Genomic DNA, 19,439 nt, shown 5'->3' with positions numbered 1-19,439 from the left:
GTTGGCAGACCACAAGAGAAAGAAAGTACTTGGCTCCCTCCAGCCCGACATCGAGGACATCCTGGACTGGAACAAGCTGCCGGAGAATTCCTTTGAGCCGGCCACCAGCCAGGAGAAGGAGAGCTTTATCCAGGACCGCAAGAGCGTGTCCTACTGGAAGGACGCCTGGCGGCGGCTGCGCCGCAACCGGGTGGCCATGGTAGCTATGGTCATCGTGATCCTCATTGCCCTGTTTGCCTTTGTGGGACCCTATTTTGTGCCCTACGGCTATGATCAGCAGATCCGGGGCGCCAACAATATGCACCCCTGGCACTACTCTCTGGAGGACCAGGCCCGCATCGACGAATACCTGGCGGAGCACAACGTGGTTAGCCTGACGCCCGAGGAGGCGGTGGAGCAGGCCCGGGCCGAGGCTGCCGCCGAGGGCCGGGAGCTCACCAGCGTGGAGGAGGCCAAGATCCGGGCCCAGGCCAAGGCCAACCAGGGCAGCGGCGACGAGGTCACCGAGGAGGACGCCATCGCCGCCCTGGGCATCAAGGCCAAGCCCTTCGGCTACTCTGACGACGAGCTCCAGCGCATGGCCAACGGCGAGTCGGTGTTCCCCCATATTTTTGGCTGCGATACCCATGGCCGGGATATTTTGGCCCGTACCATGATCGGCGCCCGGGTGTCCATGATCGTGGGCATCTGCTGCGCCCTTATCGTGCTGGTGATCGGTGCCATCTACGGCTCCATCTCCGGCTACTGCGGCGGCAAGGTGGACTCTGTCATGCAGCGCATCGTGGAGGTCATCTACACCATCCCCGAGGTGCTTATTATCCTGCTGCTGGGCGCCACCCTGAAGCCCGTGTTTGAGGAATTCCAGAACAGTGGCGACGGGCCACTCCAGCGGCTGGTCACTGTGCTGGGTCCAAACCTGATTGCCATCTTCATTGCCTTTGGCCTGCTGTACTGGGTGACCATGAGCCGCATCATCCGCGGCCAGATCCTCCAGCTCAAGCAGCAGGAGTATGTCACCGCCGCCCGGGCCCTGGGCGCCAGCGGCGGGCGCATCATCAAGCGCCACCTGCTGCCCAACTGCATTGGCCAGATCGTCACTACCACCTTCCTGCAGATCCCCTCGGCCATCTTTACCGAGTCCTTCCTGTCCTTCCTGGGCATGGGCGTGTCCGCCCCCATGACCAGCCTGGGCTCTATGTGCTCGGACGCTCTGGGCGGTCTGACCAGCTATCCCTATCGTTTGTTCATTCCCGCCGCCATCCTCAGCGTCATGATCCTCTGCCTGAACCTGTTTGGTGACGGTCTGCGGGACGCTCTGGATCCCCGGCTGAAGAAGTAAGAAAGGAGGAGACACCATGGAAGAGAAACAGAAGAGCGGCAAGCTGCTGGAAGTGAAGGATCTCCACGTCTCCTTCTTTACCCCCGCAGGCGAGGTCAAGGCGGTGGGCGGCATCAGCTATGACCTGAACTACGGCGAGGTCATGGGCATCGTGGGCGAATCAGGCTCCGGCAAGAGCGTGGAGGCTTATTCCATTATCGGCCTGCTCCAGTCCCCCGGCAAGGTGGTGGGAGGTTCCATCACTCTGGAGGGGGAGGACGTGCTGGCCAAGACCAAAAACGAAATGGTGGCCCTCCGGGGCTCCAAGGTGGCCATGATCTTCCAGAACCCCATGACCTGTCTTAATCCGGTGTATACCATTGGCAACCAGCTCATCGAGGCTTTGAAGGCCCACGACAAGAACGTCTCCAAGGAGGAGGCCGCCAAGCGGGCCATGGAGATGCTGGAGCTGGTGGGCATCAACAACGTGTCCAAGCGGATGAAGCAGTATCCCCATGAGCTGTCCGGCGGTATGCGCCAGCGTGTTATGATCGCCATGGGTCTGATCTGCCACCCCCAGCTGCTCATCGCCGATGAGCCCACCACCGCTCTGGACGTGACTATCCAGGCCCAGATCCTGGAGCTGATGAAGGACCTGCAGAAAAAGACCCACATGGGCATCATCTTTATTACCCACAACCTGGGCGTGGTGGCCGAGATCTGCGACAAGGTCTCCGTCATGTACGCCGGCAAGATGGTGGAGCAGGGCCCGGTGGACGATATCTTTTACAAGCCCGGCCACCCCTACACCATGGGCCTGCTGCGGTCCATGCCCCGGGTGGACGCCGAGAGCTACGAGCGCCTGATCCCCATCGAGGGCACCCCCGTGGATATGCTCAATCCTCCCGAGGGCTGTCCCTTTGCCCCCCGGTGCGAGTACGCCATGAAGATTTGCCTGCAAAAGATGCCCCCCTATGTGGAGCTGGGAGACAACCACCGCTCCGCCTGCTGGCTGCGGGTCCAGGAGCAGATGGCAAAGGAACAGGGCAAGACCAATGAGACCAAGGAGGTGGGCGGCCATGAGTGAGAAAAACGATATCCTCGTTCAGGTCGATCACCTGACCAAATATTTTGGTGTGAAGGGCCTGAAGGGCCCTGGCGTTCAGGCCGTGGAGGACGTGTCCCTCTTCATCAAGCGGGGGGAGACCCTGGGCCTGGTGGGCGAGTCGGGCTGTGGCAAGACCACCCTGGGCCGGACCATCCTCCGGCTCCATGAGCCCACTTCCGGCAAGATCATCTATGACGGCCAGACCATTTATGAGCATGAGTATCCCTTTGAGTCCAAGACCGTGGAGGTCAAGGACAAGGGAGGCGCCACCCGCCAGGAGACCATGTTGGTGAAAAAGGTGGTGCCCAAGGAGAAGGCGGTGGACATGCTGCCCTACCGGCGGAAGATGCAGATCATCTTCCAGGACCCCTCCGCCTCCCTGGATCCCCGTATGACCGTGGGTGAGATCATCGGCGAGGCCCTGGACATCCACAAGCTGTGCCCCAGCAAGAAGGAGCGCACCGACCGGATCAAGGAACTGCTGGGCATGGTGGGCCTGAACACCGAGCACGCCAACCGCTATCCCCATGAGTTTTCCGGCGGCCAGCAGCAGCGGGTGGGTATTGCCCGGGCACTGGCGGTGCGGCCTGAGTTCATCGTGTGCGACGAGCCTATCTCCGCCCTGGACGTGTCCATCCAGTCCCAGGTGGTAAACATGCTGGAGGACATGCAGCAGGACCTGGGCCTGACGTACCTGTTCATCGCTCACGACCTGTCCGTGGTGCGGCACATTTCCAACCGCATCGGCGTCATGTACCTGGGCACTCTGGTGGAGCTGGCTGAGAGCTACGAGCTGAACAAAAACCCCATCCACCCCTATACCAAGACCCTGCTGTCTGCCGTGCCGGTGCCCGATCCCCAGGTCAGCCGCACCCGGCAGCGGATCGTACTGGAGGGCGATATCCCCTCCCCCATGAATCCGCCCAAGGGCTGCCGGTTCCATACCCGCTGCCCCTATGCCACCGAAAAGTGCAAGCAGGCCGTGCCCCAGCTCAAGGAGCACAGCCCCGGCCACTGGGCGGCCTGCCATCTGTTGGGTTAAAGGATGCTTTGGAGGCTGTCGCAAAATAGAATCCATCTGTCATTCTGAGCCCCAACGGGGCGAAGAATCTTCCTGTGGCGGACGATCCGGCAGAAAAGATCCTCCGCTCACGCTGGGGATGACAAAATTTGGGCCTGTTGCGTTATGCTGCAACAGGCCCTTTTCTGCATAGAACGGGTGAAATGAGAATACACCAGGCATTTCCAAACAAAATCCGGGGATCTGTAACAATTTTGAAACATTTTCTTTACAGCTGCGCCACATTTGTGGTATAATAACCGAGTATTATGTTGTCCCTCGAAAGGCCATGGCCTTTCGGCGCCCGCCCTGCGGGCGCCGGGGGATGATATGCCTTCGTGTATCACGCCGGGACCGGCGTATGGATACAAAAATGAGAAAGATGGAGGTCCAACCAATGAAAAAGAGAAAGCTTGTCTCTCTGCTTCTGTCCGGGGCCCTGGTGTTCGGCCTGCTGGCCGGCTGCGGCGGCGGCGGCAATCCTGCGGAGACTACCCCTGCCGGCGGCGAGACTACCCCCGCTGGTACTGAGACCACTCCCGCTGGCGGCGAGACCAGCGACGAGTTTGTCATCACTGCCTGCATCGCCTCTGAGCCCCAGACCATCGACCCCGCTCTGAACAGCGCGGTGGACGGCGCCATCATGACCAGCCACATGTTTGAGGGTCTGATGCGCTGGGAGAGCACCGGCGAGGAGTATCCCGGCTCTGAGGGCACCGCTGAGGTGGCCCAGATCGGCTACGGCCAGGCTGAGAGCTACGACAAGGTGACCAACGAGGACGGCACCGTCACCTACACCTTCCACCTGCGGGACGGCATCAAGTGGTCTGACGGCCAGGACGTCACCGCCGGCGACTTTGTGTTCTCCTGGCAGCGCCTGGTGACCCCCGAGACCGCCGCTGACTACTCCTACATGATCGACTGCGTGGTCAACGCCAACGAGATCATGAACGGCGAGAAGGACTCCTCTGAGCTGGGCGTGTCCGCTCCCGACGACAAGACCTTCGTGGTCACCATCACCTCTGACCTGCCCTACTTCACCGAGCTGTGCGCCTTCCCCGCCACCTTCCCCGTGCGCCAGGACATGGTCAGCAACCCCGAGTGGACCTACAGCCCCGACACCTACATCTCCAATGGCGCCTACAAGATGACCGCCCGTGAGACCAACTCCCAGATCGTCATGGAGAAGAACGAGTACTACTACAACGTGGACCAGCTGGGCCCCGACAAGATCGTCTTTAAGCTGATGGACGACCAGAACGCCATGCTCAACGGCTTCAATAGCGGCGAGCTGGACTACATCAACGCCGTGCCCGTGGATGAGGCCGCCAACCTGATTGCCTCCGGCGACATGAAGATCGTGGACTACATCGGCACCTACTATGTGTGCTACCAGACCGAGAAGGCCCCCTTCGACGACTGGCGTGTCCGCAAGGCCTTCACTCTGGCCATCGACCGCACCTACATCGTGAACGAGATCACCCAGAAGGGTGAGGTGGAGGCCGGCGGTTATGTGCCCGCCGGCGTGTACGACGCCGAGGGCGTGTCCGGCGACGACTTCCGCACCGTGGGCGGCAACTACTATGAGCCCACCGACGCTTCCTACGAGGCCAACGTGGCTGAGGCCCAGGCCCTGCTGGCCGAGGCCGGCTTCCCCAACGGCGAGGGCTTCCCCGTTGTTGAGTACCTGTACAACACCGACGACAACCACAAGGCGGTTGCCGAGGCCCTGCAGAACATGTGGCAGGAGAACCTGGGCGTCACCGTCACCCTGAACAACCAGGAGTGGAACACCTTCCTGGCCACCCGTAAGGAGGGCGACTACTCCATCGCCCGTAACGGCTGGATCGCTGACTACAACGATCCCATGTCCTTCCTGGATATGTTCCTCACCGGCGGCGGCAACAACGACGCTCAGTACGCCAGCGAGGAGTTTGACGCCAAGATCGCCGAGGCCAAGGCTACTTCCGACCCCGCTCAGCGCATGCAGCTGATGCACGAGGCCGAGGACATCCTGCTGGGTCAGGACTGGGTTGTCTGCCCCCTGTACTTCTACACCCAGTTCTATCTGATCGATGACGGCATCCAGGGCGGTTACTACACCCCCCTGGGCTACTACTTCTTCGATCGCTGCACCCAGGGCTAAGCAATACACCTCAACAGGCGGAGCCATTTGGCTCCGCCTGTTTTTATGCGTCCCACCCCCCTTTGGCGGATTTTGTTCCTCTCTCTTGTCAAACCCTGCGGTTCGTATTACAATATTCTTGTAAGATTTCGACAAGGAGGTGCCCCATGAAACTGACCTTTTTCGGCGCCGCCCGGGCCGTCACCGGCAGCTGCCACTGTGTGGAGTGCGGTGGGAAAAAGATCCTGGTGGACTGCGGCCTGCAGCAGGGCCGGGACGAAAAGGACAACCAGGAGCTGGACTTCAACGCCGGTTACATCGACGCCGTTGTGGTCACCCACGCCCACATCGATCATTCCGGCCGGATTCCCCTGCTGGTGAAGCAGGGCTTTGAAGGCAACATTTACTGTACCCGGCTCACGGGGCAGCTGCTGTCCATTATGCTGCGGGACTCTGCCCACATCCAGGAGAGCGACGCCCAGTGGCAGAACCAGAAGGGCAAGCGGGCCGGCCAGGAGCCGGTGGAGCCCCTGTACACCGTGGCCGACGCCGAGGCCGCCATACGCCACATCGTCACCTGCGAGTACGGCACCCGTCTCCAGATCGAGGACGGGGTCAAGGTGCGGTTTGTGGATGCCGGCCACCTGCTGGGCTCGGCCAGCGTGGAAATGTGGCTCACCGAGGGGGAGGAGACCCGGAAGGTGGTGTTCTCCGGCGACATCGGCAACCGGGACCAGCCTATCATTCGGGATCCGGAGTATATCCGAGAGGCCGATTACGTCCTCACCGAGTCCACCTACGGCGACCGGCTTCACGATATGGATGAGAAACCAGACTATACCGCCGACCTGGCAGCCATCATCGACGAGACCCTGGGCCGGGGGGGAAACGTGATCATACCCTCCTTTGCCGTGGGCCGCACTCAGGAGCTTTTGTACTTCATGCGGGAGATGAAGGAGCAGGGGCTGGTGAAGAGTGTGCCCAACTTCCAGGTGGTGGTGGACTCCCCCCTGGCGGGCGAGGCCACCCGCATCTTTTCCGGCGACCTCCACGGCTACCTGGATGAGGAGGCCATCGCCGCCCTGAAGGGCGGGGCTCTGTTCCAGTTCCCCGGCCTCACGATCACCGAGTCCAGCGTGGAGTCCCGGGCCCTCAACGAGGACAAGATCCCCCGGGTCATCATCTCCGCCTCCGGCATGTGCGACGCCGGCCGCATCCGCCACCACCTGAAGCACAACCTCTGGCGGCCGGAGTGTACCGTGGTGTTCGTAGGGTTCCAGGCTGAGGGCAGCCTGGGCCGCCGGCTCCTCAACGGGGTCACCTCGGTAAAGCTCTTTGGGGAAGAAATCGCCGTCCGGGCTAAAATCGTCAACTTCCATGGCCTGTCCTCCCACGCTGACCGGGACGGCCTGCTGCGGTGGATCGAGAGCTATAACCCTAAGCCCCGGCAGGTATTCGTGGTCCACGGAGACGTGGAGGTCACCGAGCTCTACGCCAACACCCTCCGCCAGCGGGGGCTGGCTGCCCACGCCCCCAACTATGAGGAGGTCTACGATCTACTTACCAACCAGATGCTCTCCCCCGGCCTGCCGCCGGAGCAGAAGCCCGTCACCACCCCCGGGGCCTCCCCCGCCTATCAGCGGTTGGAGGAGGTGGGCCACAAGCTCATGGAGGTCATTGCCCACAACAAGGGGGGCACCAACAAGGATTTGGGCAAGTTTGCCGATCAGCTGCGGGCCCTCATCGAAAAGTGGGACCGCTGAACCGGAGGCCTGCCGCGCAATCACGCGGCAGGCCCCATTTTTCGCCCAAATTTAGAACAAACGTTTGCCAAACCGGAGACGATATGGTATACTGAAACAAAGTATACCACGAAGGAGGGCCCGCCATGAAACCTCTGTCCCCCAAGCAGCAGCAGATCTACGATTACATCGTGGCCTTTTCCGCGGAGTGCGGCTATCCGCCCTCGGTGCGGGAGATCGGGGCCCATGTGGGGTTGAAGTCTCCCTCCACCGTCCACTTTCACCTGAAGGGGCTGGAGGCCGAGGGACTGATCTCCAAGGCCGAGGGTAAGACCCGCTCCATTACCATCAACCAGCCTCCGGAGGAGGAGACCGCTCCCGCCGGCGACAAGGTACCGGTGGTGGGCAGTGTGGCCGCCGGCGCCCCCATCCTGGCACAGGAGTGTATTGAGGAGTATCTCACCTTTGATACCGGCGGCCGGCCCGGGGAATACTTTGCCCTGAAAGTCCGGGGTGAGTCCATGAAATACGCTGGTATCCTGCCCGGGGATCTGGTCATCGTCCACCAGCAGGCCGATGCCCACAGCGGGGAGATCGTGGTGGCCCTCTTTGAAGACGAGGCCACGGTTAAGACCCTGCGAAGGAAGGACGGCCAGGTGTGGCTTATGCCGGAGAACCCGGACTACGAGCCTATTGACGGCGCCGGCTGCGCCATCCTGGGTAAGGTCACCGCTGTGGTACGGCGGTACTGACCGTGGCCCGGGTCCGCTTTCCTACCCCCGTGGGTCCTATGACCCTGGAGGGGACCGAGGCCTCCCTTACCGCCCTGTATTTACCCAACACCCCCATGCTTTCGGAGGGGACAGAGACTCCTCTGCTGGCAAAAGGACGAGAGGAGCTGCTGGACTATCTGGCGGGGGAGCGCCGGACCTTTGATCTGCCTCTGGACCCCAGAGGCACCCCCTTCCAGCTGGCGGTGTGGCATGCTCTGGCGGAGATCCCCTATGGGCAAACTGTTACATATGGCGCTTTGGCCGGTCGCCTGGGCCGCCCCAAGGCCGGTCGGGCGGTTGGCCAGGCCAACCACCGCAACCCCCTGCCCATTTTTCTTCCCTGCCACCGGGTGGTGGGAACAAAAGGTGCCCTTACCGGCTACGCCGGGGGGCTGGAACTGAAAGCGTGGTTGCTGCGATTGGAGGGTATTGTATGAAAAAGCTGTTGTCTGCCGCTGACGCCTGTATTGCCCAAATGAACTGGAGGGACATGGCCCTGGTCAAGCTGTGTCTGTGCGCCGCTGGAGTCATGCTGGGACTGGCAGCCCCCAAAAGGGTCCGGAAATGGGTGGCCTTTGGGGCTATGGCCGTCTTTGTGACCACCTATCTGCCATTGATGTGCAGGTTTATGCCCAGTCTGGCGGAGGAGCTGCGGAAGAAGTAAAGGAGGCCCATTTATGGGATCGGACAAACGGTTTGAGGTGATCTACACCCAGGGGATGGCCGACATCACCCGGGTGCTGTTGGACAGGGCTACCGGGATGCTTTACCTGGAGATGCACGACGGAAACGCCGGCGGCATCACCCCCCTGCTGGACAGCGAGGGCAAGCCCATGAAGTGGAGACCGGAGGACTGGACATGAAGCTGATCACCTGGAATGTCAACGGCCTGCGAGCCTGCCTGGGCAAGGGCTTTCTGGACTTTTTCCATGAGATGGACGCCGACATGGTGTGCCTCCAGGAGACCAAGCTCCAGCCCCACCAGATCGAGCTGGACCTGCCGGGCTACCACATCTACTGGAACAGCGCCGAAAAAAAGGGCTATTCCGGTACCGCCCTCATCACCAAAACAGAACCCCTCTCCGTGGCCTACGGCATCGGTATCCCGGAGCACGACACCGAGGGCCGGGTCATCACGGCGGAGTACCAGGACTTTTACCTGGTGTGCTGTTACACCCCCAACGCCCAGAATGAGCTGGCCCGCATTGACTACCGGATGGACTGGGAGGACGCCTTTCGGGCCTACCTGATGGAGCTGGACAAAACGAAGCCGGTGATCCTGTGCGGCGACCTGAACGTGGCCCACCAGGAGATCGACCTGAAAAATCCCAAGACCAACCGGGGCAACGCAGGTTTTTCTGACCAGGAGCGGGAGAAGATGACTGCCCTGCTGTCCAGCGGCTTTGCCGATACCTTCCGGGTCCTGTATCCGGAGGTCACCGGGGCCTATACCTGGTGGAGCTACCGGTTCAACGCCCGGAGGAACAACGCCGGATGGCGTATCGACTATTTCATCGTGTCCCAGCGGCTGCTGCCACGGGTCAAAGATCAGATCATCCACGCAGAAATCACCGGCAGCGACCACTGTCCGGTGGAGCTGGTTTTGAAAGCATAAATCAAGGGGCTGCCGCAATACGTTGCGGCAGCCCCTTGTAAATTGTGGATAAGCTCTTCCCACAGCAGAGATGAGACAGGGAGCTAGTGCCGTCCCCTTTTATTTGTCGGGCGGGGGGCGGTAGGAGCTCCGACCTTCGGCGGACGTACGGCAGACGCTTTGCGGCGGGGCCCGGAGGGACCGCCTTGTTGGGGCATCCTGACCTTGCCCTGGTTGGATGGCGCTATGAACTGGGATAGGCGGGTTCCAATGCGCTTTAATTGATCGCAGTAGAGATTGTTGTCCGGTAGTTCACTGTACCGCATCTCCCAGACGATCCGTACGCCAGACAGACTGGTGCAGCCGTCCGGGAGATAGGGCGGGATCATGGAGGAAGGGCGGGGGCCGCTGTCCACCAGACGATCCGGAGGAAAGGAACTCATGAAATTTTCTATATACTTGGAAATGGAACAGCGCCGGTCATTGGGAGAAAAATATGCTGCGGATACGGGTTTAGAATTGGAAATCATGGATTGCGTATGTACTGAGAGGAATGGGGCTGTGCGTATTTAAGGACAGCCGAAGCATGGCGGTAGCCTGGAGGAAGTCGTTCACAGTCTCTTTAGTGAGACGGCCGGAAACGATCTCCAGTCCGATCTGACCATTGGGGTCACCCTCGATCTCCAGGTGCATCAGGTCGTTTTTGGCCAAGCAGGTGCCATTTTCAGGGACGGCTTGGCCTGTGGGGGCACGGCCCTGTCCCTGAGCAAGGGTCACGGCGATGCCCCGATACTCTACCTCCAGACCGATCGTACAGTGAGGATCCTGCTTGATCGTTTTCAGCACCAGATCCGGGTTGGGACAGGGCCCGGCGTCTTTTTTGATTGCGGTCCTCCCCGTAGTGGCGGTCTGCCGCCTGCGGAAAGCGTGGGATGATGGCCCCTGTGGGATCTGAACCTGTCCGTATATGCCGCAGGACTGCTTCTGTACGTGGGGGGATATGATCGTCGGATCGTTTCCGTTTTGCCTGTTTCGCTTGCGGTATAAATCACTTTGCATGTCAATACCTCCTGACAGATGTACAGAGTAACAAACGGGACCCCAGCAGCAGCCGGGGCCCCGTTCAGTTCCAATATCAGCCTTTTTTCTTGGAGGCCTCCCGCATGCGGGCGGCGTGGTCCAGCAGGCGCTTGCGCAGGCGCAGGCTCTGGGGGGTGACCTCCAGCAGCTCGTCGTCGGCCAAAAACTCCAGGCACTGCTCCAGGCTCATCTGACGGGGCGGGGTGAGGCGCAGGGCCTCGTCAGAGCCGGAGGCCCGCATATTGGTCAGCTGCTTTTTCTTGCAGATGTTGACGCTGATGTCCTCCTGCTTGGGGGTCTCGCCCACCACCATGCCGGCATAGACGGGCACGCCGGCGCCGATGAAGAGGACGCCCCGCTCCTGGGCGTTGAACAGGCCGTAGGTCACGCTCTCGCCAGTCTCAAAGGATACCAGGGAGCCGGAGTTGCGGCGCTGGATCTCCCCCTTCATGGGGGCGTAGCACTCAAAGACGGAGGCCATGATGCCCTCGCCCTTGGTGTCGGTCAAGAACTCGTTGCGGTAGCCAAACAGGCCCCGGGAGGGCACCAGGAATTCGATCTTCATCCGGTCGCCCACGGGGGTCATCTCCACCAGATCGCCCTTGCGGGAGCCGATCTTCTCGATGACAGCGCCCACGCTGTCGGAGGGTACGTCCACCACCAGCCGCTCGATGGGCTCGCACTTCTTGCCGTCGATCTCCTGGAAGAGCACACGGGGGGGAGATACCTGGAACTCGTAGCCCTCCCGGCGCATGGTTTCGATCAGGATGGACAGGGACATCTCGCCCCGGCCCGCCACGTTGAAGGCGTCGGTGGAGTCGGTCTCGGTGACCCGGAGGGACACGTCCTTCATGGTCTCCCGGAAGAGCCGCTCACGAATCTGGCGGGAGGTGACGAATTTGCCCTCCTTACCGGCGAAGGGGGAGTCGTTGACGGAGAAGGTCATCTCGATGGTGGGGGCGGAGATTTTGACAAACTCCATGGGCTCCACGCAGTCGGGGGCGCAGATGGTGTCGCCGATGGTGATCTCGCCGATGCCGCTCATGGCGATGATGTTGCCGGCGTCGGCCTCGGTGACGGGCACCTTGCCCAGGCCGTCAAACTGGTAGAGGGCAGTGGCCTTGGCCTTCTTGGGGGCGGCGTCGGGGTCGTGGTAGTTGCACACCACGATCTCCTGGTTCTGCTTGATGGTGCCCCGCTCGATGCGGCCAATGGCGATGCGGCCCACAAACTCATTGTAGTCAATGGAACTCACCAGCATCTGGAAGGGGGCGGAGGCGTCGGCCTCGGGAGCGGGGATATAGTTGAGGATGGTCTCGAACAGGGGCACCAGGTCAGTGCCCGGCTGGTCGGGGGAGTAGGAGGCGGTGCCCTGGCGGCCGGAGCAGAACAGGGTGGGGGACTCAAACTGCTCGTCGGTGGCGTTCAGGTCCAGCAGCAGCTCCAACACCTCGTCCATGACCTCGTGGATGCGCTGGTCGGGGCGGTCGATTTTGTTGACCACCACGATGACCTTGTGGCCCAGCTCCAGGGCCTTGGACAGCACGAACCGGGTCTGGGGCATGGGGCCCTCGGCGGCGTCCACCAGCAGGATGACGCCGTTGACCATCTTCAGGATGCGCTCCACCTCGCCGCCAAAGTCGGCGTGGCCCGGAGTGTCCACGATGTTGATCTTCACGTCCTTGTAGTGGACGGCGGTGTTCTTGGCCAGGATGGTGATGCCCCGCTCCCGCTCCAGGTCGTTGGAGTCCATGACCCGCTCCACGGTGGCCTGGTTTTCACGATAAATGCCGCCCTGCTTGAGCATTTCGTCTACCAGGGTGGTCTTGCCGTGGTCGACGTGGGCGATGATGGCTACGTTGCGCAGCTTTTCGTTCTGCATATGATAGTTCCTCCCGGAGCGGCGGGCTTGCAGGCCCCTGCCGCCTGTGTTAAAAATCCGAATCAGCTCAATTCTTAATTATACTGCATACCATAGTGGCCTTGCAACTGCTTTTCGCAAAAAAACCAACAAAAACCCGCCCTTTTGCCGCCCACGCCGTTGACAGAGGGGGAAAATTGGATTACAATAAGGGCTATCGGATCTCTGCCGGGATCCGGCGGAGCCATACGCCCCCGTACCTCACCAGGATAGAGGGCCCGCCTCCTAACATCTGGCGGGTTCTCAACCGCCGGGGTCACAGAAACGAATAAAAATTGCATACGCGCCAGTAGCTCAATAGGATAGAGCGCACCCCTCCTAAGGGTGAGGCTGGGGGTTCGATTCCCTTCTGGCGTGCCAAAATAGCCGCTATGATCCGGTTTTCTCCGGTTTATAGCGGCTATTTGTTTCACTATAACCGGAACGGCATTTCTTTGTTTTCTTAAAATGTCACGAATTTTTTGTTGTATGTCTGCAAAATAGGCCGGAAAATTTTCATCCCTTCTGCTAAGAAAAACTGCCGCTTTGCTAAACCGACATTTCAGAAGGATTTTTCGGATGGAACTGCCGACAAAAGCGCCGCCAAGGTGCTTACCAGCTCCGGCGATTTTTGCAGTTGTGCCACCAGCCCTGCCAGATCCAGGGACGGGGTCGCTGCTGGTCTCTCCGGCTCCTTGGGCTTGGGCGGCTCCGGAGGGCGCACCGTCCGCAGGTCGGGATTGGCGCTGGCGTAAAAGGCGTCCTCAAACTTCTGGGCGTTTACCTTGCGGTCCTCGTCCAGAATGTGGGCATAGACCTGGGTGATCATATCAACCTGGGCGTGTCCTGTATCGCCCTGGGTGGCCTTCAGGTCACCGTGGTTCAGTTTCAGTTTGTAGGTGGTGCTGGAATGGCGCAGGGAGTGAAAGACCACCTTGGGCAGCCCCGCGCTCTCCCGCAGCTTCTGGAACTCACCCGCGATAATGCGTTCCTCACAGGGGCGGCCGTTGGGCATCGCCACCACCAGATCGTAGTCCTGATACTCATCCCCCAGCAGCTCCTTCAGCTCGTTCTGGGACTCCCTCCACTGGCGGAGAATGTAGGCCACCGTCTTGGGAAGCCAGACCTTCCGAATGCTGGAGTTGGTCTTGGGCTTTTTCAGGACGACCCTGGTGCTGGTGTTGGCGAACAGGGGCGGGAAGATGTGGTAAATATCCCGCTTGCCCAGCATCTCAATGGCCCGCTTGGAGGCCCGCACCAGTTCCTTGTCGATGAAGATATAGGCGTCGTCCGCAGCGATTTCCTGATCCTCGATGTGGACATTGCTCCAGGTGAGCCCCAGGATCTCACCGATCCGCATGGAGCAGGCAAAGGCCAGGTTCATGGCGATGTAGAGCTTGCTCTCCGGGCAGTTGTCCAGGGCCTTGCGGATGATCTCGGCGGTCCAGATGTCCCGTTTCTTGTACTCTGTCCTGGGCAGCACCACATTGTCGAAGGGGTTCTTGGGGACGATCTCCCATCGAACCGCCTGCTTAAAGGCACAGCGGAGCAGCTTGATGATCTTCTCGATATTCTGGGCGCTCACGTACTCCGACTTGGGACGGTGGGTCTTGCTGAAAACCGGCGGGGTTTTCTGCAAGGTCTGTATATACTTGTCCACCACGCGGGGCGTGATGTCCTGTACCTTCAGATCCCCGATGATGGGGTTGATGTAGTTGGCGATGAGGGCGGTCTGGCTGTCGTACATGGATACGCCCCACCGCTTTTCGCCGTAGAGGGAGACAAAATCCAGCATGAAATCCTTGATGGTCTGGTCGCTGGGCGGGAGGAAGTTGCCGGTGGTCTTGTTGCTCTCGATCTCCGCCTTGCGCTTCAAGGCGTCCTGATAGCTGGAACGGGTCTCCCACTTCTGCCTTTTCTGGCCATTCTCGTCTATATAGCTGTAGACCACGGAATAGTTTTTCTTTCTTTTGATAATGGATGCCATAACGAACCTTCCTTTCTTGTGTCACAGATCAAGTGACTCCAGCCAGTGGTCGAACGACCGCTTGGAAATTCGTATGGCGCTGCCAATTCGTACGCTTCTGAAAAGGTTCTCCGGGACGAGACGATACACGGCATTGGTGCTGACGCCCAAAATGCGGGCGACTTCATTTACCGTATAGGTCCTGCACTCCTGGATACTTTCCATCGTACCGTTCTGAATCTCTGACACAGCAGCCTCCTTTCCAGTCAGAAACGGCACGCAATGAGGTGTTCATTCATAACTTCCAGCCTCATTGTAACGCGCCGTTTCGGGTTTGTCTGCTGCTAATAGGGAAGTTTTCAGAATTATCCCTAACACGCAGCAGCGTGAAACTTCAAATAGAAAGAGGCAAAAACGGACGGCTGCTGGCTTGCCAAAGGCACTTCCTTCGGTCGCAGCTCCACGGGAATCTCACCCCGGCCCATGCTGATGGGTGCGCCGCGCAATGCTTTGAGAGCGTTCAACGCGGGAGTCTCATTATCCTGTCTGTGCATCCTCGCCCACAGGCTGCCACACCTGTTTCGCGGCCTGGTTTTGTCGCTCACCTGTTTGGTAGGGGTCCCGTCCTGCGGACTTGCAACAGACTTCATGGCGCACCGGCCGACCAGCTCCACACAGACAGATCGTATCCGTCTGCCTTATGCTGCCCGAAGGCTTTCTTTGTCAAGGTGGGGTCAGTCCCCGGCATCGGCAAAGGAGGAAAGGGTAATCCGCTTGCCTTCTGCCAGGGTCGAAAGGATCAAGTGCGCATCACGGCCCGGATCAGTCGGATCTCCAGACAGCGTTTCATGTGGGTATCCACGCACACATGAGGGGTTCCGTCCTTGTCATAGAGGGTACGGGTACACAGGCGGCTCATATAGTTGGCGTAGTACCGAATTACTTGCTCCATGGCCTCGCTGTCACCGTTGGAGGCCGAATGGATCACCCAAACGGGCGGCAGATCCTTACCCTTGTGGATGGGCTCTGTCATCTTCCTCAACCTCCTTTCGGCATCAGCGCCGACAATGCTTTGCGCAGTTCCTGCAGCGCCTTTGTCCGGTGCCGCTGAACGGCGCTCCGGGACATCCCAACGAGATCGCCGATCTCTCCATCTGCCAGGTCCAGGGTGCAGCGCAAAATCAAAATGCTCTGCGCTGCCTGCGGCAAAACGGAGAACGCCTCGGCCACAAGCTCATTGTCGATATGTAGATCGTAGCCGTGCGACGAGAACACGATGCTGTCGCTGGGGTAACGATCCACGACGCAGAGCTTGTCCAGCTCCGCCTGGGACAAGTCGCTAAAGAAGGCTTCACGCTCTCTTTGGCGTTTCATGTTCCGCAGGTAGGCTCTGGCCTCGTTTCGCAATACCTTCTTGCAAAAAGCATCGAACCGGCATTGCTCGCCATAGTCGCGGGGGTTAGATTCCATCAGTTTCACCCCCTTTCCATGGGGGGATCAGGTGGTTCTCTCCCTTTCCGCTACTACCAATCCTGCGAGAGCGTGTTCTGCCCGCTAAACGCCTCCTTTTGGAAGAAAATTTGAGAAAAGCAACGGCCAGCCAGCCCGACCGCAGGAAACGACAAAAAGCGCCCGGCAGGTCACAGACCCACCGGGCGTAATAGAAAGCAATATGAAGTTTGTTTACATGGTATAGTTTATACTCATGCCCGAACCTATTCTGATCGGAATGGGCTACTTTTAAGCAACTAGTCCTTGTTTGATTATGCGGGGACAGCATCCAGCACAGCATGGCGGCATCCTCCTTCTATGCCGCCGTGGAAGCTGTCAGGGCAAAGAAAAACGGCGGCTCGAATCGAACCGCCGTGAAGAAAGTGCTTTTGCGCGCAGAAAGCCGTCTGCCCCGCGGCGGTTTTTTTCTTTTCTGCCGCCGGGCAGATCATTGAGAATATAAAAATAGAGCCGATAACCTGCGAGGTTTTCCCTCGGTGTTATCGGCTCTGCGTCTTGGCGTCTGGCTCTTGGATGATGGATAGATTCAGTTGTCTTACCGCAATCAAGGTTTCCTGTTTACATTTAGGACAATACAGCGGAAAGTTTTCCAGGACCGTATCGTTGCGGATTTTCAACCGAGTTTTGCTCCCGCAAAAGGGGCATAATATCCAGTTTATCTTCATATCTATCTTCCTTCATGCTTGACCATCTTTTCCTTAGCGCATGGTAGATTCTTTTCCGCTTCTCTCAGCCATTAGCTCTTTATTTTCCGACCCATCTCATCTTGCGGTGGACTATGACTTTTACGCCGCGTGTGCCCCTCCATCACAGGCTTATTCATAACCTCGACAATCCTATTACCCGCGCCCATGACTAGAATGATAATTGCGGTACCTATAACGATGCTACCAGTGTGCACACCCCTACAGGTAGCGAACGTGGTTTTCTTGCCGATAATTAAAGTAGTCCTTCGGCTGGGCATGGTAGAGCAGAACAGCGAGCTACGGCTGATTTCCTAACTCATAGTGACGGTTCCGCTTCCAGTTTAAATTTACTGCTATAGTAATAGGCGCTAACACGAGGAGAAAGCGTCGGCACCAGAAATAATCATATATTTCCGCCAGTATAACGCTGAGGCTGAGAACACAAGTTTTACCTACAAAACCCGCAAACAAAATCGAGTAATTCAGGTAATATATCTCTTCTCCTCATCCAACTATTTGGGGCTAAATAAGGCTTTGAGCTGCCCGGCAAGAGGCAGCTCAAAGCGCATTTATCAGAAACAACCTGTTTAGGAGGAAGGCAGCAAATAGATTTGCTACGGTTGTTCCTAACTGGGCAAAGGAAGGCTTAGGCCTTCATTTTCTTGATCTCTTCAGTGAGGACGGGCAGCACCTCAAACAGGTTGCCTACCACGCCGTAATCCGCCACATCAAAGATGGGGGCGTCGGGGTCCTTGTTGATGGCGACGATGCAGTCGGAGCCGCTCATGCCGGCCAGGTGCTGGATAGCGCCGGAGATGCCGCAGGCGATGTACAGCTTGGGGGCCACGGTCTTACCGGTCTGGCCCACCTGGTGAGCATGGCCGATCCAACCAGAATCTACCGCAGCACGGGAGGCGCCAACCGTGGCGCCCAGGACCTCGGCCAGGGCCTTGATAGGTGCAAACCCCTCGGGCCCGCCTACGCCGCGGCCGCCGGATACGATAATCTCGGCGCTCTCCAAATCCACGTTTTCGCCGTCCATTTCCTTCAGCAGCTCCAACACCTGAGTACGGATCTGCTCGGCCGGCACCTTGATGTCCTCACGGATGATCTCGGCGTGGGCCGCGCAGGGTTCACTCTTCTTGAACACGCCGGGACGCACGGTGCCAATCTGGGGCCGATGGTCCGGGCAGAGAATGGTTGCCATTAGGTTACCGCCGAAAGCGGGACGGGTCCAGGCCACATTGCCGGTCTCCTCGTCGATGTCCAAGGCGGTACAGTCGGCGGTCAGGCCGGTTTTCAGCCGGCAGGACAGGCGGGGACCCAGGTCCCGGCCGTTGTTGGTGGCGCCGATCAGCATGCTGGTGGGGCCGTACTTTTCCACCAGGGCGTTCAGGGCAATGACATAGGCGTCGGTGGAGTAGTGCTTGTACTCGGGGCCGTCCACCACGATCACCTTGTCGGCGCCGTGCTCGGAGGCCGCCTGCACGGCGGCATCCACCCCGCTGCCGATGACCACGGCCACCAGGGCGCCGCCCTGCTTGCCGGCCATCATCTTGCCGGGGCTCAGCAGCTCCAGGCCTACGTTCTTGGCGCTGCCGTCCTCATTGGTCTCTACAAATACCCAAAGGTCCTTGGTCTTGGCTTCCATGTTATTCCTTCCTCCCTCAGATCACGCTGGCATCGCTCAGAAGCTGGAACAGCTTCTTGGCGGAATCTTCATTGCTCTCTTCCTTGATCTTCACGCCGCCCTGCTTCTTCTGGGGCACGAAGGTCTTTTTCACGTGGGTGGGGGAGCCCTTCAGGCCAATGCAGGTGGTGTCGATATCGGGGAAGGCATCCTCTCCCAGGGTGGGGATCTCCGCACGGTTGGCCGCCATTTTACGCTTAATGGTGGGATAACGGGGGTCCCAGGCGGGCTTGGTGAAGGTCACCACGCAGGGCATCTTGGCGGCGATGACCTCCACGCCCTCTTCCACTTCCTTCTTCACCTTGACGGTGTCCCCGTCCACCTCGGCCTCCAGGCCGTAGGTCACCTGGGGATAGTCCAGATGCTCTGCCAGCTCGGGGCCCACCTGAGCGGTGTCGCCGTCGATGGCCTGCTTGCCGCAGAAGATCAGGTCAAACTTACCCTCCAGCTCCTCCAGCTTGCCCACGGCGTTGGACAGGATATAGCTGGTAGCCAGGGTGTCGGAACCGCCGAAGGCGCGGCCGGAGACCAGATAGGCCTTGTCGGCAGCGATGGCCAGGCACTCCTTCAGGGCGTTCTTCGCCTGCTCGGGGCCCATGGATACCACCACGATCTTCGTCTCAGGGTCCTTGTCCTTGATCCGGGCGGCTGCCTCCAGGGCGTAGCCGTCAAAGGGGTTGACGATGCTGGGCACACCCTCACGAATGAGGGTATTCTTTACGGGATCGATCTTGATTTCCGTTGTATCAGGTACCTGCTTGACGCAGACCAGAATATTCATAGTTATGACCATTCCTTTCCGCTGCGCTTCAAGGCACCAAAGGAAAATGAAACACAGGTGTCTCTAACGCAGCAAGTCGTAATTTGTTAGAATAGGCTTGAGGA

Annotated in this window: 19 protein-coding genes and 1 tRNA gene; 11 read left to right on the top strand and 9 right to left on the bottom strand. The window is 59.3% G+C overall.

The window, feature by feature from the left end:
* Position 1: 1 nt before the first annotated feature.
* From H6B51_RS10190 to H6B51_RS10145, 10 genes are all read left to right on the top strand, one after another.
* Positions 2-1,339, top strand: a complete 1,338-nt coding sequence (locus H6B51_RS10190; protein ID WP_204883581.1) for an ABC transporter permease — start codon at positions 2-4, stop codon at positions 1,337-1,339.
* 16 nt (positions 1,340-1,355) lie between these two features.
* The gene (locus H6B51_RS10185; protein WP_204883580.1) at positions 1,356-2,405 is read left to right on the top strand and encodes an ABC transporter ATP-binding protein; all 1,050 of its coding nucleotides are present in this window, start codon (positions 1,356-1,358) and stop codon (positions 2,403-2,405) included.
* Positions 2,398-3,468: an ABC transporter ATP-binding protein gene (locus H6B51_RS10180; protein ID WP_204883579.1), complete on the top strand. Its 1,071-nt coding sequence runs from the start codon at positions 2,398-2,400 to the stop codon at positions 3,466-3,468. Before H6B51_RS10185 ends, H6B51_RS10180 begins: the two co-directional genes overlap by 8 nt.
* A gap of 415 nt (positions 3,469-3,883) precedes the next feature.
* Complete coding sequence (locus H6B51_RS10175) at positions 3,884-5,632, top strand: peptide ABC transporter substrate-binding protein (protein ID WP_204883578.1); 1,749 nt, start codon at positions 3,884-3,886, stop codon at positions 5,630-5,632.
* A gap of 146 nt (positions 5,633-5,778) precedes the next feature.
* The gene (locus H6B51_RS10170; RefSeq protein ID WP_204883577.1) at positions 5,779-7,374 is read left to right on the top strand and encodes an MBL fold metallo-hydrolase RNA specificity domain-containing protein; all 1,596 of its coding nucleotides are present in this window, start codon (positions 5,779-5,781) and stop codon (positions 7,372-7,374) included.
* A gap of 125 nt (positions 7,375-7,499) precedes the next feature.
* Positions 7,500-8,105 (top strand): transcriptional repressor LexA, encoded by a 606-nt coding sequence (lexA, locus tag H6B51_RS10165; protein WP_204883576.1) that lies wholly within the window; start codon positions 7,500-7,502, stop codon positions 8,103-8,105.
* Positions 8,106-8,107: 2 nt separating this feature from the next.
* Positions 8,108-8,563, top strand: a complete 456-nt coding sequence (locus H6B51_RS10160) for a methylated-DNA--[protein]-cysteine S-methyltransferase (RefSeq protein ID WP_335342142.1) — start codon at positions 8,108-8,110, stop codon at positions 8,561-8,563.
* Entirely contained in the window at positions 8,560-8,790 is a 231-nt protein-coding gene (locus tag H6B51_RS10155; RefSeq protein ID WP_204883575.1) for a permease of phosphate ABC transporter, read from the top strand. The genes H6B51_RS10160 and H6B51_RS10155 overlap by 4 nt, the downstream gene beginning before the upstream one ends.
* Before the next feature lie 13 nt (positions 8,791-8,803).
* Entirely contained in the window at positions 8,804-8,989 is a 186-nt protein-coding gene (locus H6B51_RS10150; protein ID WP_204883574.1) for a DUF6440 family protein, read from the top strand.
* Positions 8,986-9,741, top strand: coding sequence for an exodeoxyribonuclease III (locus tag H6B51_RS10145; protein WP_204883573.1), 756 nt, complete (start codon positions 8,986-8,988; stop codon positions 9,739-9,741). The genes H6B51_RS10150 and H6B51_RS10145 overlap by 4 nt, the downstream gene beginning before the upstream one ends.
* A 492-nt stretch (positions 9,742-10,233) precedes the next feature.
* Here the strand turns inward: H6B51_RS10145 and H6B51_RS10140 are convergent, their stop codons facing one another.
* Both H6B51_RS10140 and typA read right to left on the bottom strand, forming a co-directional pair.
* Positions 10,234-10,779, bottom strand: a complete 546-nt coding sequence (locus H6B51_RS10140; protein ID WP_204883572.1) for an RNA-binding protein — start codon at positions 10,777-10,779, stop codon at positions 10,234-10,236.
* Positions 10,780-10,855: 76 nt separating this feature from the next.
* Positions 10,856-12,682, bottom strand: a complete 1,827-nt coding sequence (gene typA / locus H6B51_RS10135; protein WP_204883571.1) for a translational GTPase TypA — start codon at positions 12,680-12,682, stop codon at positions 10,856-10,858.
* A 322-nt stretch (positions 12,683-13,004) separates the two neighbouring features.
* On the opposite strand from typA, the gene H6B51_RS10130 reads away from it, so the two are divergent.
* A tRNA-Arg gene (locus H6B51_RS10130) sits at positions 13,005-13,081 on the top strand.
* A 181-nt stretch (positions 13,082-13,262) separates the two neighbouring features.
* On the opposite strand, the gene H6B51_RS10125 is transcribed toward H6B51_RS10130, so the two are convergent.
* From H6B51_RS10125 to H6B51_RS10095, 7 genes are all read right to left on the bottom strand, one after another.
* Complete coding sequence (locus H6B51_RS10125) at positions 13,263-14,687, bottom strand: site-specific integrase (RefSeq protein WP_204883570.1); 1,425 nt, start codon at positions 14,685-14,687, stop codon at positions 13,263-13,265.
* 21 nt (positions 14,688-14,708) lie between these two features.
* A complete protein-coding gene (locus tag H6B51_RS10120; RefSeq protein WP_418055065.1) occupies positions 14,709-14,915 on the bottom strand; it encodes a helix-turn-helix domain-containing protein in 207 nt (68 codons plus the stop codon).
* 550 nt (positions 14,916-15,465) lie between these two features.
* Positions 15,466-15,699, bottom strand: coding sequence for a helix-turn-helix domain-containing protein (locus H6B51_RS10115; RefSeq protein ID WP_204883569.1), 234 nt, complete (start codon positions 15,697-15,699; stop codon positions 15,466-15,468).
* 5 nt (positions 15,700-15,704) lie between these two features.
* A complete protein-coding gene (locus H6B51_RS10110) occupies positions 15,705-16,136 on the bottom strand; it encodes a sigma-70 family RNA polymerase sigma factor (protein WP_204883568.1) in 432 nt (143 codons plus the stop codon).
* 521 nt (positions 16,137-16,657) lie between these two features.
* Positions 16,658-16,843, bottom strand: coding sequence for a cysteine-rich KTR domain-containing protein (locus tag H6B51_RS10105; RefSeq protein WP_204883567.1), 186 nt, complete (start codon positions 16,841-16,843; stop codon positions 16,658-16,660).
* A 667-nt stretch (positions 16,844-17,510) separates the two neighbouring features.
* On the bottom strand, positions 17,511-18,515 hold the full coding sequence (locus H6B51_RS10100; protein WP_204883566.1) for an electron transfer flavoprotein subunit alpha/FixB family protein: 1,005 nt from the start codon (positions 18,513-18,515) through the stop codon (positions 17,511-17,513).
* Between the two features lie 16 nt (positions 18,516-18,531).
* The gene (locus tag H6B51_RS10095; RefSeq protein WP_204883565.1) at positions 18,532-19,335 is read right to left on the bottom strand and encodes an electron transfer flavoprotein subunit beta/FixA family protein; all 804 of its coding nucleotides are present in this window, start codon (positions 19,333-19,335) and stop codon (positions 18,532-18,534) included.
* Between the last annotated feature and the right edge of the window lie 104 nt (positions 19,336-19,439).

Source organism: Pseudoflavonifractor phocaeensis (genome assembly GCF_016901955.1).
GTDB lineage: Bacteria > Bacillota > Clostridia > Oscillospirales > Oscillospiraceae > Flavonifractor > Flavonifractor phocaeensis_A.
The sequence above is the reverse complement of the archived record's forward strand: the minus strand, read 5'-3'. Positions and strand labels throughout refer to the sequence as shown.

Excerpts from the sequence above, each read along its gene's own strand:
- H6B51_RS10185 (WP_204883580.1), top strand. The coding sequence starts at position 1,356 with ATGGAAGAGAAACAGAAGAGCGGCAAGCTGCTGGAAGTGAAGGATCTC.
- H6B51_RS10180 (WP_204883579.1), top strand. The coding sequence starts at position 2,398 with ATGAGTGAGAAAAACGATATCCTCGTTCAGGTCGATCACCTGACCAAA.
- H6B51_RS10175 (WP_204883578.1), top strand. The coding sequence starts at position 3,884 with ATGAAAAAGAGAAAGCTTGTCTCTCTGCTTCTGTCCGGGGCCCTGGTG.
- H6B51_RS10170 (WP_204883577.1), top strand. The coding sequence starts at position 5,779 with ATGAAACTGACCTTTTTCGGCGCCGCCCGGGCCGTCACCGGCAGCTGC.
- lexA (WP_204883576.1), top strand. The coding sequence starts at position 7,500 with ATGAAACCTCTGTCCCCCAAGCAGCAGCAGATCTACGATTACATCGTG.
- H6B51_RS10155 (WP_204883575.1), top strand. The coding sequence starts at position 8,560 with ATGAAAAAGCTGTTGTCTGCCGCTGACGCCTGTATTGCCCAAATGAAC.
- H6B51_RS10150 (WP_204883574.1), top strand. The coding sequence starts at position 8,804 with ATGGGATCGGACAAACGGTTTGAGGTGATCTACACCCAGGGGATGGCC.
- H6B51_RS10145 (WP_204883573.1), top strand. The coding sequence starts at position 8,986 with ATGAAGCTGATCACCTGGAATGTCAACGGCCTGCGAGCCTGCCTGGGC.
- H6B51_RS10140 (WP_204883572.1), bottom strand. The coding sequence starts at position 10,779 with ATGCAAAGTGATTTATACCGCAAGCGAAACAGGCAAAACGGAAACGAT.
- typA (WP_204883571.1), bottom strand. The coding sequence starts at position 12,682 with ATGCAGAACGAAAAGCTGCGCAACGTAGCCATCATCGCCCACGTCGAC.
- H6B51_RS10125 (WP_204883570.1), bottom strand. The coding sequence starts at position 14,687 with ATGGCATCCATTATCAAAAGAAAGAAAAACTATTCCGTGGTCTACAGC.
- H6B51_RS10115 (WP_204883569.1), bottom strand. The coding sequence starts at position 15,699 with ATGACAGAGCCCATCCACAAGGGTAAGGATCTGCCGCCCGTTTGGGTG.
- H6B51_RS10110 (WP_204883568.1), bottom strand. The coding sequence starts at position 16,136 with ATGGAATCTAACCCCCGCGACTATGGCGAGCAATGCCGGTTCGATGCT.
- H6B51_RS10105 (WP_204883567.1), bottom strand. The coding sequence starts at position 16,843 with ATGAAGATAAACTGGATATTATGCCCCTTTTGCGGGAGCAAAACTCGG.
- H6B51_RS10100 (WP_204883566.1), bottom strand. The coding sequence starts at position 18,515 with ATGGAAGCCAAGACCAAGGACCTTTGGGTATTTGTAGAGACCAATGAG.
- H6B51_RS10095 (WP_204883565.1), bottom strand. The coding sequence starts at position 19,335 with ATGAATATTCTGGTCTGCGTCAAGCAGGTACCTGATACAACGGAAATC.